The sequence below is a fragment of the Brevundimonas sp. 357 genome (assembly GCF_003938605.1).
GTDB lineage: Bacteria > Pseudomonadota > Alphaproteobacteria > Caulobacterales > Caulobacteraceae > Brevundimonas.
The window spans coordinates 131786-145177 of record NZ_RHWX01000009.1; the positions used below are offsets into that span (position 1 = coordinate 131786).

Consider the following 13392-nt stretch of genomic DNA (forward strand, 5'->3'; position numbering starts at 1 on the left):
AAATCGCTGACAGCATTACGGAATAGTCACGTGCGGTGGAATTTTCAGCCCTTAGGATGAGGGCATGAAAGCTCCTCTTCTTTCCCTCGCCCTGGCCGCTCTCATTCTTGCTGCGGCGGCTCCGTCCTCGGCCTTCGCCGCCCAAGAACAGGCCGAGGCGGCGACCCGCGTGGACGAGGTGGTCGTCACCGCCCGGCGGGCGGGCGCGCCGATGTGGACGGTGCGACGCGACGGCGAGGGGGTGATGATCCTGGTCGGCGCCATCGAGGAGGCGCCGCGCGGCTTCGAATGGCGCGCCCAGGCGCTGGAGGAGGCCGCCGCCCGTTCCGACCGCATCCTGTTCCCGCAGCGCGGTCGAGCCTCGCCCGCCGACGTCCTGCGCCTGATGTGGCGCATCCGCACCATCGGCTGGCTGCCGGAAGGCACGACGACCGCCGACTACCTGACGCCCGAGGATCAGGCGCGGCTGGAAGCCCTGATGACGGACGAAAAGACCGATCAGTGGCGGCGATACAGTCTGCTGATGTTGGCCATCGACCTGTTCAAGGACAAGGCGGGCGAGAAGGACGCCCGGCCGGTCGGCGCCGACGACGTCGTGCGCCGCGCCGCCCGCAAGGCGCGCGTGCCGATCCGCTCCGTCGGGGTGGTGCGCGGCGCCGATCTGGTGGAGAGCCTGATCTCCGCTCCGCCGGCGACCCATCGCGAATGCCTGCGCGCGGCTCTGTCGGCCGCCGAACTGGGACCGGAGGCCGTGCGTCTGCGGGCCGAGGCCTGGCGCGGGCTGCGGGTGGCCGAGGTGCTGGCCTCGCCGGTCGATCAGGCGGTGGACCGCTGCTGGCCCTGGGGCGATCCGCAGATCGGGCCGCAACTGCGCACGGAATGGACCGACGCCATCGCCCAGGCCCTGACCCAGCCCGGCCTGACCATGGCCGTCGCCCCGCTGCGTCGTCTGGCCGAGCCGGGCGGCGTGCTGGATGCGCTGGAGGCCCAGGGCTTCGAGGTGGATGGCCCGCAGTGGAAGGCGGCGCCTTCGGGCGGCTGAAGACGTCGGACGGGGCTTAGGAAGGGGAGGGGACGTCATGAGATCGAAAGGCGCAATGGTTCTCGCAGCGGCGATAGTTCTGGCGTCGGGGACGCTGACCCAGGCTCAGGACGAAGCCGCAACGACTCTTGAGGACATCGTCGTGGTGGCGCGTCGATCGGGTGCGCCGACATGGGAGATTCGCAACGGAGACAGCGTCGTGATCATCGTAGGGGCGCTCTCGGCCGTGCCGCGCGACATCGTCTGGCGGCCCGAGGCGCTGGAGGCGGCGGTGTTACAGGCGGACGCCATCGTCATGTCCCAGACGGCGACGATGAGCCTGGGAGATTACATGCGCATGCGCCGCGCTCGCGCCCGTCTGCCGGATGGCGCGACGACAGCGGACTATCTTGAAGCCGATCAACTGACCCGGCTGGAGGCCCTGGGCGCCCGCTATCGCCAGAACTACGCCGACCGGGGGCTGGTGGCCGTTGCGCGCGATCTGCTGGACGACCGGCTGGCCTATGAGCGCGGCGCGGGGCGCGGCGTGCTGACGACGGTCCGCTCCATGGCGCGCAAGGCGAAGAAATCGACGGTTCACGTTGGAGACTTGGACGCTCGCCATGTCGACGAGGCCGTCGCCGTGCCGGACGACAACCAGATCGCCTGTCTTTCGGCCGCCATTCGCGCGACCGAGGCGGGAAAGGACGGCATGGCTCAGAGGGGCGCGAGCTGGGCTAGGCAGGACGTTCGTGCGGTTATGGCCAGTCCGTTGGAACAGGCGGTCGACCATTGCGCCATGTTCGCCGATGGGGATCTGCGCCGGAACGGCCGCACGCAGTGGAGCGAGGCGCTGGCCGACGCCCTGACAGCCGCCCGGACCACCCTGATGGTCACGCCGATCAGCGTCGCGGCGGAAGCTGGCGGTCTGCTGGATCAGGCGGCGGCAAGGGGACTGGAGGTCAGCGGTCCCGAATGGCGCATCTCGCCCGCCACGCACGAAGGCGGTTGACGCCCGGCGTGCGAAGGCCGACGCCGGGGACATGAGCGACATCGAACCCAGACTCACCTCCTTGGCCCACGGCGGCGGCTGCGGCTGCAAGATCGCGCCCGACGTGCTGCAGTCCATCCTGGCCTCGACACCGCGCACGGCGGCCTTCGCCGATCTGATGGTGGGGACCGAGACTTCGGACGATGCGGCGGTCTGGCGGCTGAACGACCAGCAGGCCCTGGTGGCGACGACCGATTTCTTCATGCCGATGGTGGACGACCCGTTCGACTTCGGCCGGATCGCGGCGGCCAACGCCCTGTCGGACGTCTACGCCATGGGGGCGACGCCGATCTTCGCCCTGGCCCTCGTCGGCATGCCGGTCGGCAAGCTGTCGCCCCAGACCATCGGCCGGGTGCTGGAAGGCGGTGCGGCCGTCTGCGCCGAGGCGGGCGTCCCCGTGGCGGGCGGCCATTCGATCGACAGCCTGGAGCCGATTTACGGCCTGGTCGCCCTGGGTCTGACGCATCCGGACCGGGTGCTGACCAATCGCGGCGCGCGGGCGGGCGACGTGCTGATCCTGACCAAGGCCCTGGGCGTCGGCGTGCTGAGCGCCGCCTACAAGCAGGGGCGGCTGGAGGCGGGCGGCTATGAGGCCCTGATCGGCTCGACCACCCGGCTGAACACGCCGGGGCCGAAGCTGGCGGCGATGGACGGGGTCCATGCGGTGACGGACGTGACCGGCTTCGGCTTGCTGGGCCACGCGCTCGAGATGGCGCGCGGCGCGGGCCTGACGGTCGAGATCGACGCCGATGCGCCGCTGTTTCTGGACGGATCGCCCGCCCTGGCCCAGGCCGGGGTGCGAACCGGGGCCTCGGTGCGCAACTGGGCGGCCTATGGCGAAGCGATGACGCTGGACGCCGCGCTGCCGGAATGGCGGCGCGACCTGCTGACCGATCCCCAGACCTCGGGCGGTCTTCTGATCGCCGTCGCGCCTGAGGCGGCCGAGGCGGTGATGACGTTGGTGGCGGACATGGGCTTCGCCTCGGCGCGCCGCGTCGGCCGCGTGCGCGAGGGCGCGCCTTCCGTGGTCGTGAAGGCGGGCGGCTGATGGCGCGGCTGACGGCGGACGTGTCGCTTGCGGCGCTGGCCCGCTACGACGCCGTCATCGACGTGCGCAGTCCCGGCGAGTTCGCCGAGGATCACCTGCCCGGCGCGATCAACCTGCCGGTGCTGGACGACGCCCAGCGCGCCGAGGTGGGAACCCTCTATGTCCAGACCTCGAAATTCCTCGCCCGACGCCTGGGCGCGGCCCTGGTGGCGCGCAACATCGCCGCGCATCTGGAAGGGGCGCTGGGCGACCGCGACGGCGGGTTTCAGCCCCTGGTCTATTGCTGGCGCGGGGGGCAGCGCTCGACCGCCATGACCACGGTGATGGAGCAGGTCGGCTGGCCCGTTACGCGGCTGGAGGGCGGCTATCAGACCTGGCGCCGGACGGTGGCCGCCGCCCTGCATGACGGGGAGACGGCCCCGGCGCTGAAGCTGGTCCTGCTGGACGGCCTGACCGGCAGCGGCAAGACCGAGGTGCTGGCCCGCCTGGCGGATCACGGCGTTCAGAGCCTGGACCTGGAGGGGCTGGCGGCGCATCGCGGCTCCCTGTTCGGGCGCACCGAGGCGGAGCAGCCGTCGCAGAAGCTGTTTGAGAGCCGACTGTACGCCGCGCTTGCCGCCCTAGACCTGAGCCGCCCCGTGGTGATTGAGGCCGAGGCCAGCCGTATCGGCCGCTTGACGGTGCCGCCGGTGCTGTGGGCGGCGATGAAGGCGGCGCCCGCCTTGCGCCTGTCCGCCCCGTTCGAGGCGCGGGTCGAGCGGGTGCTGCGCGACTATCAGGCGGCGACCGACGATGCGGCCTTGCGCGACGCCCTGCTGGCGCGGATGCCCAGCCACCACAGCCGCGAACAGATCGCGCAGTGGCGCGCCCTGTCCCAGGCGGGCGACCTGCGCGCCCTGGCGACGGCCCTGATGCGTGATCACTACGATCCGGCCTATCGCCGGGCGTCGGCGGGCGCGCGCGATCTGGGCGAGATCACGATGGACGGCGGCGCTGAGGCTGATCTGGACCGTGCGGCGGAAGCAATTGCGGCTTCCCTCTCCCGCCGGGAGAGGGGCGGTTAGATCGCCGTGCCGCCGACCGTCAGGCCGCCGATCTTGAGGCTGGGCTGGCCGATGCCGACGGGGACGCCCTGACCGGCCTTGCCGCAGGTGCCGACGCCGGGGTCGAAGGCGAAGTCGTCTCCGATCATCTGGATCTGGGTCAGGGCCGTGGCGCCGTCGCCGATCAGGGTGGCGCCGCGCACCGGGGTGGTGATCCTGCCGTCCTCGATCAGATAGGCCTCGGTGCACTGGAAGACGAATTTGCCGTTGGTGATGTCCACCTGGCCGCCGCCGAAGTTGGCGGCGTAGAGGCCGCGCTTGGTGCTGGCGATCATGTCGGCCTGCGAATCCTTGCCGCCTTCCATGAAGGTGTTGGTCATGCGCGGCATGGGCGTATGGGCGAAGGACTGGCGGCGGCCGTTGCCGGTGGCGTTGGCGCCCAGCTGGCGCGCCGACAGCCGGTCGTGCATCAGGCCGACCATGATCCCGTCCTCGATCAGCACGGTGCGCGAGGTCGGCGTGCCTTCGTCGTCGAATGACAGGGAGCCGCGGCGCCCGGCGATGGAGCCGTCGTCCACGACCGTCACGCCCGGCGCGGCGACGCGCTTGCCCATCATGCCGGTGAAGACCGACGAGCCCTTGCGGTGGAAGTCGCCCTCGAAGCCGTGGCCCACCGCTTCGTGCAGCAGGACGCCGGGCCAGCCGGCGCCCAGCACCACGTCCATCTCGCCCGCCGGGCAGTCGACGGCCTCCAGATTGACCAGGGCCTGGCGCAGGGCCTCGTCCACCTGAGCCTGCCAGCGTTCGGGGGCGATCCATTCCTCGAAGCCCGCGCGGCCGCCTGCGCCGGACGAGGCGCTTTCGCGCTTGCCGTCCTTCTCGACGGTGACGGACACGTTCAACCGGACCAGCGGACGCAGGTCGCTGAGCAGCCGCCCGTCGCCGCGCAGGATGTCTATGGCGCGGCGTTCGCCGACTAGGGAGGCAGAGACCTGCACCACGCGCGGATCGCGGGCGCGCGCCCAGGCGTCGATCTCGGCCAGCAGGGCGATCTTGTCCGAAAAGGCCGGGGCCAGCAGCGGATCGACCGGATCATAGAGGCGCTGGTTGGTGGCGCGCGGCGCCTCGGCGGCGGTTCCGTCATAGCCGCGCTTGGCGAGCGCAGCGCTGTCGGCGGCGCGGCGGATGGCGGCGGCGGAGATTTCATTGGCGTGGGCGTAGCCGGCGGTCTCGCCCGCCACGACGCGCAGGCCGAAGCCCTCAACCGCGTCATAGGAGGCGCCCTTCAGCCGCCCGTCGTCGAAGACCAGGGATTCGCTCTCGGTCTTTTCGAGGAACAACTCCCCGTCGTCGGCGCCCGACAGGGCGGTCTGCAGGATCGACAGGGCCTCGTCCGGGGCTAGGCCCGCAGCGTCGAGGATGGGGGAGGGGGAGGCGACGGTGCTCATGGACGCTAGATAGGGGCTGCGAGGCCCGGCGTCACGGCCCGCAAAAGCAATCGGCCCCTCTCGTCGTGCGAAAGGGGCCGATCGGCGTCATGCGCGTGCGGGCGACGCTTTAGTCCTCCGTCACCTCGCCCGAGCCGCTGACCGACTGGCGCAGTTCGGCGGGGCGGCGGGTCAGGCGCACTTCGCCGCTGCCCGAGACGTCGACCTCGGCCTTGCCGCTGGGGCCGACGCGGACCTCGCCCGAGCCGCTGACGCGGACCTTGGCGTCGTCGACGATCAGTTCGTCCATGCGGGCGTCGCCGGCGCCGGAGACATCGACCGTCACGGCGTCGGTGCGACCCTGGACCCGCACGTCGGACGAGCCGGTCAGCGTCAGTTCCAGCGACGGCTGGTCATAGCCGCGGATCTTCAGCTCGGTCGGGCCGGAGAGGTCGAAGGTCTTCACCGAGGGGGCCTTGATGATGATCTTCAGGGCGTCGGTCTCGCTCCAGCCGCGAATGCCGGTGCGGGTCCAGCGGACATAGCTGCGGTCCCCGCGCGGGGCCTCGTCCAGGGTCAGACGGCCGTTGGAGAAGCGCACCCGCTCGACCACGTTCTGGGCGCCCGAGACGGTGATGCCCGGCGTCTCAGCCTGTTGGTCGTAGACGACGTCGGCGGGGATGTTGATCGCCAGGCGGTCGTCGCCGGTCCATTCGATGGTGCGGGTGGTGTCGGGCGAGACCTGGCCGCGTTCGACGGTGAAGCCGCTGTCGCCGGCCTCGTCGTCGGTGATGACCCAGGTCCAGTCGTGGCGGGCCAGGTCGCGGCCTCCCACGGCGAAGGCGCCGCCGATGCCGACGATGGCCAGGATCAGGCCCGCGCCGGAGATGATGAGCAGATTGCGGATCATGACTGTGTTCTCCTCTCTCTGGCTTTAGGCCTGGGGTTCCAGGGCGGGTTTGACGACGCGGTAGTGCAGGCGGGCGTACCAGACGGTGGCGTCGATCAGCCACTTGGTCAGCAGGGCCATGGTTCCGACCATGAAGACGCCCAGGCCCATCAGGCCGACGCCCAGCAGCGCGGCGGCCAACGCCCCGCCCGGCAGGCCCATGAAGGCGCCCGCCACCATGACGAAGCCGCCGGCGATGAAGACGCCGACCCCGCCCAGCAGCAGGGACAGCACCGTGCCGAAGACGGGCAGGGCGATGGGCAGCAGGATCAGGATGTCGATCGCACCCAGGCCCAGGATGCCGAACACGGCCCCAGCGGCGGAGGAGGCCGACGGCTCCTGACGCCAGCGTTGGGCGCCGGCCTCGGCCTTCAGTTCGCGGGACAGGCGGTCGGGATCGCCCAGGGCCTCGGCCACCTCGGCCTCGCTGCGCCCGGCGGCGGCGCCGTCGGCGAAGTGGGCTTCATAGTCGGCCACGATCTCATTGGCGGTGGCGGCGGGCAGGCCCACCAGGCCGCGTCGCAGTCGCGCCAGGAATTCCGCGCGGTTCATTGCTTCTCTCCCCTGTCAGCTTGGGCAGTCGATTCGGTTTGGGCGCTCTGATCGAGCAGGGCGGGCGTTTCGGCCGGGGCCTCGGCGACAATGACGCTGTCGTCGTCATCGCCCGCGATCAGGGCCTCGACGGCGCGGGCGAACGCCCGCCACTCGCCGGTCTGTCCGTCCAGGGCGCGGCGGCCCGCGGCGGTCAGACGATAGTATTTGCGCGACGGGCCGCTGGATGATTCGACCAGATAGGTCTCGACCAGGCCGTCGGTCTGCATCCGCCGCATCAGCGGATAGATGGTGCCTTCCCCCATGCCGATGGCGTCGGACAGGCGGCTGGCGATTTCATAGGCGTAGCTGTCGCGTCGGGCGAGCAGCGCCAGGACACACAGCCCCAGCACGCCTTTCTTCAGTTGGATGTCGATGGTGTCGGGCATTGCGTCCCTCTTGGGCGTCCCTCTCTAGGGTGCTTAAGGGGTATCGCAAGGTATCTTGCCGTGCAAGGTAGCTGGCCAAACATGACAGCGATTTAATCGACCGCATTTTGCCCGGAGGTCGCCATAGGTGCGCTTGATCGCTTGGCAAGGGCGGTTCGAGCCGATAAGGACCGGCCATGACACGCCGAGGTCCGTCTGGGCCCGGCGACGCTTGCGAATTGCTCGCAAACGTCTGCTGCAGAACGGTTTATGAGGACTTCTCGAATGGGGATGGGCATGCGAGCCATGGCGCGGTTGGGGGGCGGTATCGCCGCGACCGCCCTTGCCGCCATTTTCGCTGCGCCGGCGATGGCGCAGGATGTTTTGGGTCAGCCGACGCCGGCTGGTCTCGGCTTCCAGACGGCCGCCGCGCCGCTGGCGCACGAGGCTCACTTCTTCCACAACGTCGTGCTGATGCCGGTCATCACCGTGATCTGCGTCCTGGTGCTGGCGCTGCTGGTGTGGATCGCGATCCGCTACAACAAGCGCGCCAACCCGACCCCGGCCAAGTGGAGCCACAACACGGTCATCGAGGTCATCTGGACCGTGGTGCCGGTGCTGATCCTGGTCGGCATCTCCCTGTTCTCGTTCCGCCTGCTGTTCGCCTATCACGACTATCCGGACTCGGACGTGACGGTGAAGATCACCGGCAACCAGTGGAACTGGGGCTATGAGTATCCGGACCAGGGCGTGGCCGAGTACATCTCGAACATGCTGCCGGAAGACAAGGCGCCCAAGCATCTGTACCGCCTGGCCGCCGATGAACCGATGGTGGTTCCGGTCGGTCAGAACGTCCGCCTGCTGATCACCGCTTCGGACGTGATCCACGCCGTCGCCGTGCCGGCCTTCGCCATCAAGGTGGACGCCGTTCCGGGCCGCATGAACGAGACCTGGTTCCGCGCCGAGAAGGAAGGCGACTACTACGGCCAGTGCTCCGAACTGTGCGGCGTCGACCACGCCTTCATGCCGATCCACGTCAAGGTGGTGAGCCAGGAAGCCTTCGCCGCCTGGGTCGCCTCCAAGGGCGGCTCCATGACCAAGGCCGCCGATGACGCTGCGGCCGCCGCTGCTGCGGCTGCGCCCGCCGTCGCCGAAGCGCCCGCCGCTCCGGCCGCTGACGCCGCCGCCGCCCCGACCGACGCCGCGCCTGCGGCCCCCGCAACCGCCGCCGCGCACGCCGCGCCGGCCGCTCAGTAAGAGAGACGCGAGAGCCCAGACCCATGGCCACCGCTGCTGTTCACGATTCACACGACCATAAGCCGGGCTTCTTCACCCGCTGGTTCCTGTCGACCAACCACAAGGACATCGGGATTCTGTACCTGGTGTTCGCCATCTTCACCGGCCTTGTCGGCGGCGCCCTGTCGGGCCTGATCCGCTGGGAACTGGCCGAGCCGGGCATCCAGCTGTTCAAGGAAGGCACGATCATCCAGCAACTGGGGATCGTCGAGGCTTCCAAGCACGGCTACAACGTCACGGTCACGGCCCACGCCCTGATCATGGTGTTCTTCGTCGTCATGCCGGCGACGATGGGCGGCTTCGGCAACTACTTCATCCCGATCATGATCGGGGCGCCGGACATGGCCTTCCCGCGCCTGAACAACATCTCGTTCTGGCTGATCTTCTTCGCCTTCGTGCTGCTGGTGCTGTCGATGTTCGTCGACGGCGGGCCGGGCCGCGGCTTCGGCGGGGGGTGGACCTCCTATCCGCCGCTGTCGACCATGGGCCACACGGGACCGTCGTTCGACCTGGCGATCTTCTCGCTGCACGTCGCGGGCGCCTCGTCGATCCTGGGCGCGATCAACTTCATCACCACCATCTTCAACATGCGCGCGCCGGGCATGACCCTGCACCGCATGCCGCTGTTCGCCTGGGGTGTGCTGATCACGGCCTTCCTGCTGCTGCTGTCGCTGCCGGTTCTGGCGGGCGCCATCACCATGCTGCTGACCGACCGTAACTTCGGCACGTCGTTCTTCGATCCGGCCGGCGGCGGCGACCCGGTGATGTACCAGCACCTGTTCTGGTTCTTCGGCCACCCCGAAGTGTACATCATGATCCTGCCGGGCTTCGGCATGATCTCGCACATCGTCTCGACCTTCTCGAAGAAGCCGATCTTCGGCTACCTCGCGATGGCCTACGCCATGGTCGCCATCGGCTTCATCGGCTTCATCGTGTGGGCGCACCACATGTACACGGTCGGCATGAGCGTGAACCTGCGCGCCTACTTCGTGGCCGCGACCATGATCATCGCCGTGCCCACGGGCGTGAAGATCTTCAGCTGGATCGCCACCATGTGGGGCGGCTCCATCACCTTCAAGGCGCCCATGCTGTGGGCGATGGGCTTCATCTTCCTGTTCACCGTCGGCGGCGTGACCGGCGTGGTCCTGTCGAACGCCGGCATCGACTACAGCCTGCACGACACCTACTACGTCGTGGCGCACTTCCACTATGTGCTGTCGCTGGGCGCCATCTTCTCGATCTTCGCGGCCTTCTACTACTGGTACGAGAAGATGTTCGGGGTGAAGTACAACGAGTTCCTGGCTCAGGCTCACTTCTGGATCATGTTCGTGGGCGTGAACCTGGTGTTCTTCCCTCAGCACTTCCTGGGTCTGCAGGGCATGCCGCGTCGCTACGTCGACTATCCGGAAGCCTTCACCTACTGGAACCACGTCTCGTCGGTCGGCTATCTGATCACCATCATCGGCGTGGGCGTGTTCCTGGTGCTGCTGCTGGAATCCGCCATCCGTCGCCGCAAGGCCGAGGCCAACCCGTGGGGCGAAGGCGCCACCACGCTGGAGTGGACCCTGTCCTCGCCGCCCCCGCACCACCAGTTCAACGAACTGCCGGTGGTCAAGGCGGACAACCACTGATCCTTATCGGATAGACCCGGAGAGGCCGCCCTTCCGTAATCGGAGGGGCGGCCTTAACGCTTTTTATGACCATGACCGAACAGCCCACCCGCGAAACGCCCCTCGTCACCACGGCCCAGCCGGAAGACTTCTTCCAGCTGTTGAAGCCGCGCGTCATGTCGCTTGTGGTGTTCACGGCGGTGACGGGCCTGGTCGTGGCGCCGGGTCAGCTGAGCTGGGTCAATGCGGTCATCGCCATTCTGTGCATCGCCGTCGGCGCCGGCGCGGCGGGCGCGCTGAACATGGCGGTCGAGGGCGAGACCGACGCCTTGATGCGGCGCACGCGCGGCCGTCCGGTCGCGGCGGGCCGCGTGCGCAAGAACGACGCCATCGCCTTCGGCATGGTGCTGTCGGTCTTTTCGGTCATGCTGCTGGGCATGACGACCAACTGGCTGGCGGGCGGCCTGCTGGCCCTGACCATCGTCTATTACGCCTGGCTCTACACCCTGGTGCTGAAGCGCCGGACGCCCCAGAACATCGTCATCGGCGGCGCGGCAGGGGCCTTGCCCCCCGTGATCGGCTGGGCGGCGGTGACGGGCGACGCGCCGTGGCAGGCCTGGCTGCTGTTCCTGATCATCTTCATGTGGACGCCGCCGCACACCTGGGCCCTGACCCTCTATTCGGCCGGCGACTACGCCAAGGCGGGCATTCCGATGATGCCGGTGGCGCGCGGGGCCAAGTCGACCCGTCTGCAGATCCTGCTCTACAGCCTGGCCTTCGTGCCGGTGGCGATCGCGCCGGCCTTCACCGGCCTGGGCGGCCCCATCTATCTGGTGGTGTCGGTCGCGGGCGGGCTGGGCTTCCTGGCCCTGGCCTTCCGCCTGTGGCGCTCGCGCGCCGGCGACCAGCCCGACAAGGCCGAGGCCGTGGGGCGAGAGGCCGCATTGTATGACGTCCGGGTCGAGGCCAAACCGGCCCGCAACCTGTTCGCCTTTTCGATCTTGTACCTGATGGCGTTGTTCTCGGCCCTGTTGGTCGAGCATCTGTCGGGCGTCGGAGTCTGAATCCCATGTCCAACCTCCAGTACCTGAAGCTGAACGATGAACAGGTTCGTGCGCGCAAGCGTCGCAACGTGGCCATCGCCCTGGGCCTGCTGGCCTTCATCGCCCTGGTCTACACCGTGACGGTGTCGCGCATGCACGCCAACAACCAGGCGCGGCATGAAGCCGAGGCGGCGGCCCTGGCCACGCTGGAGAGGGCCGATCCGGCCCTTCCGGCGCCGGTCCAGCCGGACGCTCCTGCGCCTGTAACCCAGGAGCCTTGAGGGCTGTGAAGAACAAGAATTCGGTCGCGCTGCTGTGCGCGGCCCTGGTCATCCTGATGACGGGCGCGGCCTTCGCCGCCGTGCCGCTGTACCGGCTGTTCTGCCAGGTGACGGGCTTTGACGGCACGACCATGAAGGCCGAGGCGGCGCCGACCACGATTCTGGACCAGGAAGTCCTGATCCGTTTCGACACCAACGTCCGCGACCTGCCCATGACCTTCAAGGCCGAGCAGTTCAGCCAGAAGGTCCGCATCGGCGAGACGGGCATGGCCTATTTCGAGGTGACCAACACCTCGAACCAGACGATCCACGCCACGGCGGCCTATAACGTCGTGCCCGAGCGGGCCGGTCCGTACTTCCAGAAGCTGCAGTGCTTCTGCTTCGAGGGGCAGGAGATCGCGCCGGGCGCGACCGTTTCCTTCCCGATGCAGTATTTCGTCGCGCCTGAGATGGCGACCGACGCCGAGGTGAAGGGGGTGCGCGAAATCACCCTCAGCTACACCTTCTTTCCAACCAAAGGCTTTCAGCAGGCCGTTGCGAACGACTCTGCTGTTGGCAAAGCCGGAGAGCGGGGGCTATAGCCCTCTTCAAACGACTCTCGCCTTAATTCAGAGACCTTGGGAATGGCTGACGCTCACGCGAAACCGCAACACGACTACCATCTGGTCGATCCGAGCCCCTGGCCGCTGATCGCCTCCTTCTCCGCCTGCATCATGTTCGTGGGCGCCGTGATGTGGATGAAGGGCCTGTTCGGTCTGCCGGAAGGTACCAAGTGGCTGTTCTTCGCCGGTCTCGCGGGCGTGCTGTTCACGATGTACGGCTGGTGGGCCGACGTCATCAAGGAATCCAAGAAGGGCGACCACACCCCGGTCGTCGGCATCGGCCTGCGCTACGGCATGGTGCTGTTCATCGCGTCGGAGGTGATGTTCTTCGTCTCCTTCTTCTGGATGTTCTTCGACATGGCGATCTTCAACGAAGCGCGCACGATCATCCCGGAAGTCGGCAACTGGGCCGATACGGCGACCGCCTGGCAGACCTGGCCGCCCAAGGGCGTCGAGCTGCTGGATCCGTGGAGCCTGCCGCTCATGAACACGGTCATCCTGCTGCTGTCGGGCACGACCCTGACCTGGGCGCACCACGCCCTGATCGGCGGCGACCGCAAGGGCGCTAAGCTGGGCCTGCTGATCACCGTCCTGCTGGGCGTGCTGTTCACCGGCGTTCAGGCCTATGAATATTACCACATCCTGCACGGCCACCTGTTCTTCAGCGAAGAAGCGGCCCAGTCGAAGCTGTACGGCTCCATCTTCTTCATGACGACGGGCTTCCACGGCTTCCACGTCCTGGTCGGCACCATCTTCCTGGCCGTCTGCCTGCTGCGCCTCTACGCCGGTCAGATGACCCCGCAGAAGCATTTCGGCCTCGAAGCCGCCGCCTGGTACTGGCACTTCGTCGACGTGGTGTGGCTGTTCCTCTTCGTCTTCATGTACGTCGTCTTCGGTTGATCGAACGCGACGGACAAGTTGAGCTTTCGTCGGCGCGGGGGCGCAAACCCCCCCCCCCATTTGTTTTGTTGGCCCCCCGTAGCGCCGGGGGCAAGGGGGGGTGGGTTTTAAACAAAAGAACCAGCCCCCCCGGGGGAGGGGGTTGATAGAGGGGGTGGGCGG

13 protein-coding genes and 1 pseudogene are annotated in these 13392 nt (G+C 68.2%); 10 read left to right on the forward strand and 4 right to left on the reverse strand.

Annotated elements, in window-relative coordinates; all coding sequences use genetic code 11:
• Positions 1-64: 64 nt before the first annotated feature.
• Genes EGK63_RS09900 through mnmH form a run of 4 tightly spaced genes read left to right on the forward strand, consistent with a single transcriptional unit; the run spans position 65 to position 4184 of the window.
• A complete protein-coding gene (locus tag EGK63_RS09900) occupies positions 65-1042 on the forward strand; it encodes a TraB/GumN family protein (RefSeq protein ID WP_125901195.1) in 978 nt (325 codons plus the stop codon).
• A gap of 37 nt (positions 1043-1079) precedes the next feature.
• The gene (locus EGK63_RS09905) at positions 1080-2033 is read left to right on the forward strand and encodes a TraB/GumN family protein (protein WP_165906576.1); all 954 of its coding nucleotides are present in this window, start codon (positions 1080-1082) and stop codon (positions 2031-2033) included.
• 31 nt (positions 2034-2064) lie between these two features.
• Positions 2065-3120 carry a selenide, water dikinase SelD gene (gene selD, locus EGK63_RS09910; protein ID WP_125901199.1) on the forward strand — a complete coding sequence of 352 codons (1056 nt, stop codon included), beginning with the start codon at positions 2065-2067 and terminating at the stop codon, positions 3118-3120.
• Entirely contained in the window at positions 3120-4184 is a 1065-nt protein-coding gene (gene mnmH / locus EGK63_RS09915; RefSeq protein WP_165906577.1) for a tRNA 2-selenouridine(34) synthase MnmH, read from the forward strand. Before selD ends, mnmH begins: the two co-directional genes overlap by 1 nt.
• Here mnmH and tldD read toward each other — a convergent pair.
• From tldD to EGK63_RS09935, 4 genes and pseudogenes are all read right to left on the reverse strand, one after another.
• On the reverse strand, positions 4181-5611 hold the full coding sequence (tldD, locus tag EGK63_RS09920; RefSeq protein ID WP_125901201.1) for a metalloprotease TldD: 1431 nt from the start codon (positions 5609-5611) through the stop codon (positions 4181-4183). The two genes, mnmH and tldD, sit on opposite strands and share 4 nt — an antisense overlap.
• Positions 5612-5720: 109 nt before the next feature.
• Positions 5721-6500: a GIN domain-containing protein gene (locus EGK63_RS09925; protein WP_125901203.1), complete on the reverse strand. Its 780-nt coding sequence runs from the start codon at positions 6498-6500 to the stop codon at positions 5721-5723.
• A 24-nt stretch (positions 6501-6524) separates the two neighbouring features.
• Positions 6525-7091, reverse strand: coding sequence for a DUF1700 domain-containing protein (locus EGK63_RS09930; RefSeq protein WP_125901204.1), 567 nt, complete (start codon positions 7089-7091; stop codon positions 6525-6527).
• A 116-nt stretch (positions 7092-7207) separates the two neighbouring features.
• Positions 7208-7519, reverse strand: a pseudogene (locus EGK63_RS09935) (PadR family transcriptional regulator); the annotation flags it as partial.
• Between the two features lie 264 nt (positions 7520-7783).
• Between EGK63_RS09935 and coxB the strand changes: the two are divergent.
• The 6 genes from coxB to EGK63_RS09965 all read left to right on the forward strand — a co-directional run bounded on the left by coxB (position 7784) and on the right by EGK63_RS09965 (position 13230).
• The gene (coxB, locus tag EGK63_RS09940; protein WP_125901207.1) at positions 7784-8755 is read left to right on the forward strand and encodes a cytochrome c oxidase subunit II; all 972 of its coding nucleotides are present in this window, start codon (positions 7784-7786) and stop codon (positions 8753-8755) included.
• 23 nt (positions 8756-8778) lie between these two features.
• Positions 8779-10425 (forward strand): cytochrome c oxidase subunit I, encoded by a 1647-nt coding sequence (gene ctaD / locus EGK63_RS09945; protein ID WP_087141731.1) that lies wholly within the window; start codon positions 8779-8781, stop codon positions 10423-10425.
• Between the two features lie 65 nt (positions 10426-10490).
• Positions 10491-11468 carry a heme o synthase gene (cyoE, locus tag EGK63_RS09950; RefSeq protein ID WP_125901209.1) on the forward strand — a complete coding sequence of 326 codons (978 nt, stop codon included), beginning with the start codon at positions 10491-10493 and terminating at the stop codon, positions 11466-11468.
• 5 nt (positions 11469-11473) lie between these two features.
• Positions 11474-11728 (forward strand): hypothetical protein, encoded by a 255-nt coding sequence (locus EGK63_RS09955; RefSeq protein WP_125901211.1) that lies wholly within the window; start codon positions 11474-11476, stop codon positions 11726-11728.
• Positions 11729-11733: 5 nt separating this feature from the next.
• Positions 11734-12309 carry a cytochrome c oxidase assembly protein gene (locus EGK63_RS09960; RefSeq protein WP_087141734.1) on the forward strand — a complete coding sequence of 192 codons (576 nt, stop codon included), beginning with the start codon at positions 11734-11736 and terminating at the stop codon, positions 12307-12309.
• A gap of 42 nt (positions 12310-12351) precedes the next feature.
• Complete coding sequence (locus EGK63_RS09965) at positions 12352-13230, forward strand: cytochrome c oxidase subunit 3 (RefSeq protein WP_046652137.1); 879 nt, start codon at positions 12352-12354, stop codon at positions 13228-13230.
• Positions 13231-13392: the final 162 nt, after the last annotated feature.

Excerpts from the sequence above, each read along its gene's own strand:
- EGK63_RS09900 (WP_125901195.1), top strand. The coding sequence starts at position 65 with ATGAAAGCTCCTCTTCTTTCCCTCGCCCTGGCCGCTCTCATTCTTGCT.
- EGK63_RS09905 (WP_165906576.1), top strand. The coding sequence starts at position 1,080 with ATGAGATCGAAAGGCGCAATGGTTCTCGCAGCGGCGATAGTTCTGGCG.
- selD (WP_125901199.1), top strand. The coding sequence starts at position 2,065 with ATGAGCGACATCGAACCCAGACTCACCTCCTTGGCCCACGGCGGCGGC.
- mnmH (WP_165906577.1), top strand. The coding sequence starts at position 3,120 with ATGGCGCGGCTGACGGCGGACGTGTCGCTTGCGGCGCTGGCCCGCTAC.
- tldD (WP_125901201.1), bottom strand. The coding sequence starts at position 5,611 with ATGAGCACCGTCGCCTCCCCCTCCCCCATCCTCGACGCTGCGGGCCTA.
- EGK63_RS09925 (WP_125901203.1), bottom strand. The coding sequence starts at position 6,500 with ATGATCCGCAATCTGCTCATCATCTCCGGCGCGGGCCTGATCCTGGCC.
- EGK63_RS09930 (WP_125901204.1), bottom strand. The coding sequence starts at position 7,091 with ATGAACCGCGCGGAATTCCTGGCGCGACTGCGACGCGGCCTGGTGGGC.
- coxB (WP_125901207.1), top strand. The coding sequence starts at position 7,784 with ATGGGGATGGGCATGCGAGCCATGGCGCGGTTGGGGGGCGGTATCGCC.
- ctaD (WP_087141731.1), top strand. The coding sequence starts at position 8,779 with ATGGCCACCGCTGCTGTTCACGATTCACACGACCATAAGCCGGGCTTC.
- cyoE (WP_125901209.1), top strand. The coding sequence starts at position 10,491 with ATGACCATGACCGAACAGCCCACCCGCGAAACGCCCCTCGTCACCACG.
- EGK63_RS09955 (WP_125901211.1), top strand. The coding sequence starts at position 11,474 with ATGTCCAACCTCCAGTACCTGAAGCTGAACGATGAACAGGTTCGTGCG.
- EGK63_RS09965 (WP_046652137.1), top strand. The coding sequence starts at position 12,352 with ATGGCTGACGCTCACGCGAAACCGCAACACGACTACCATCTGGTCGAT.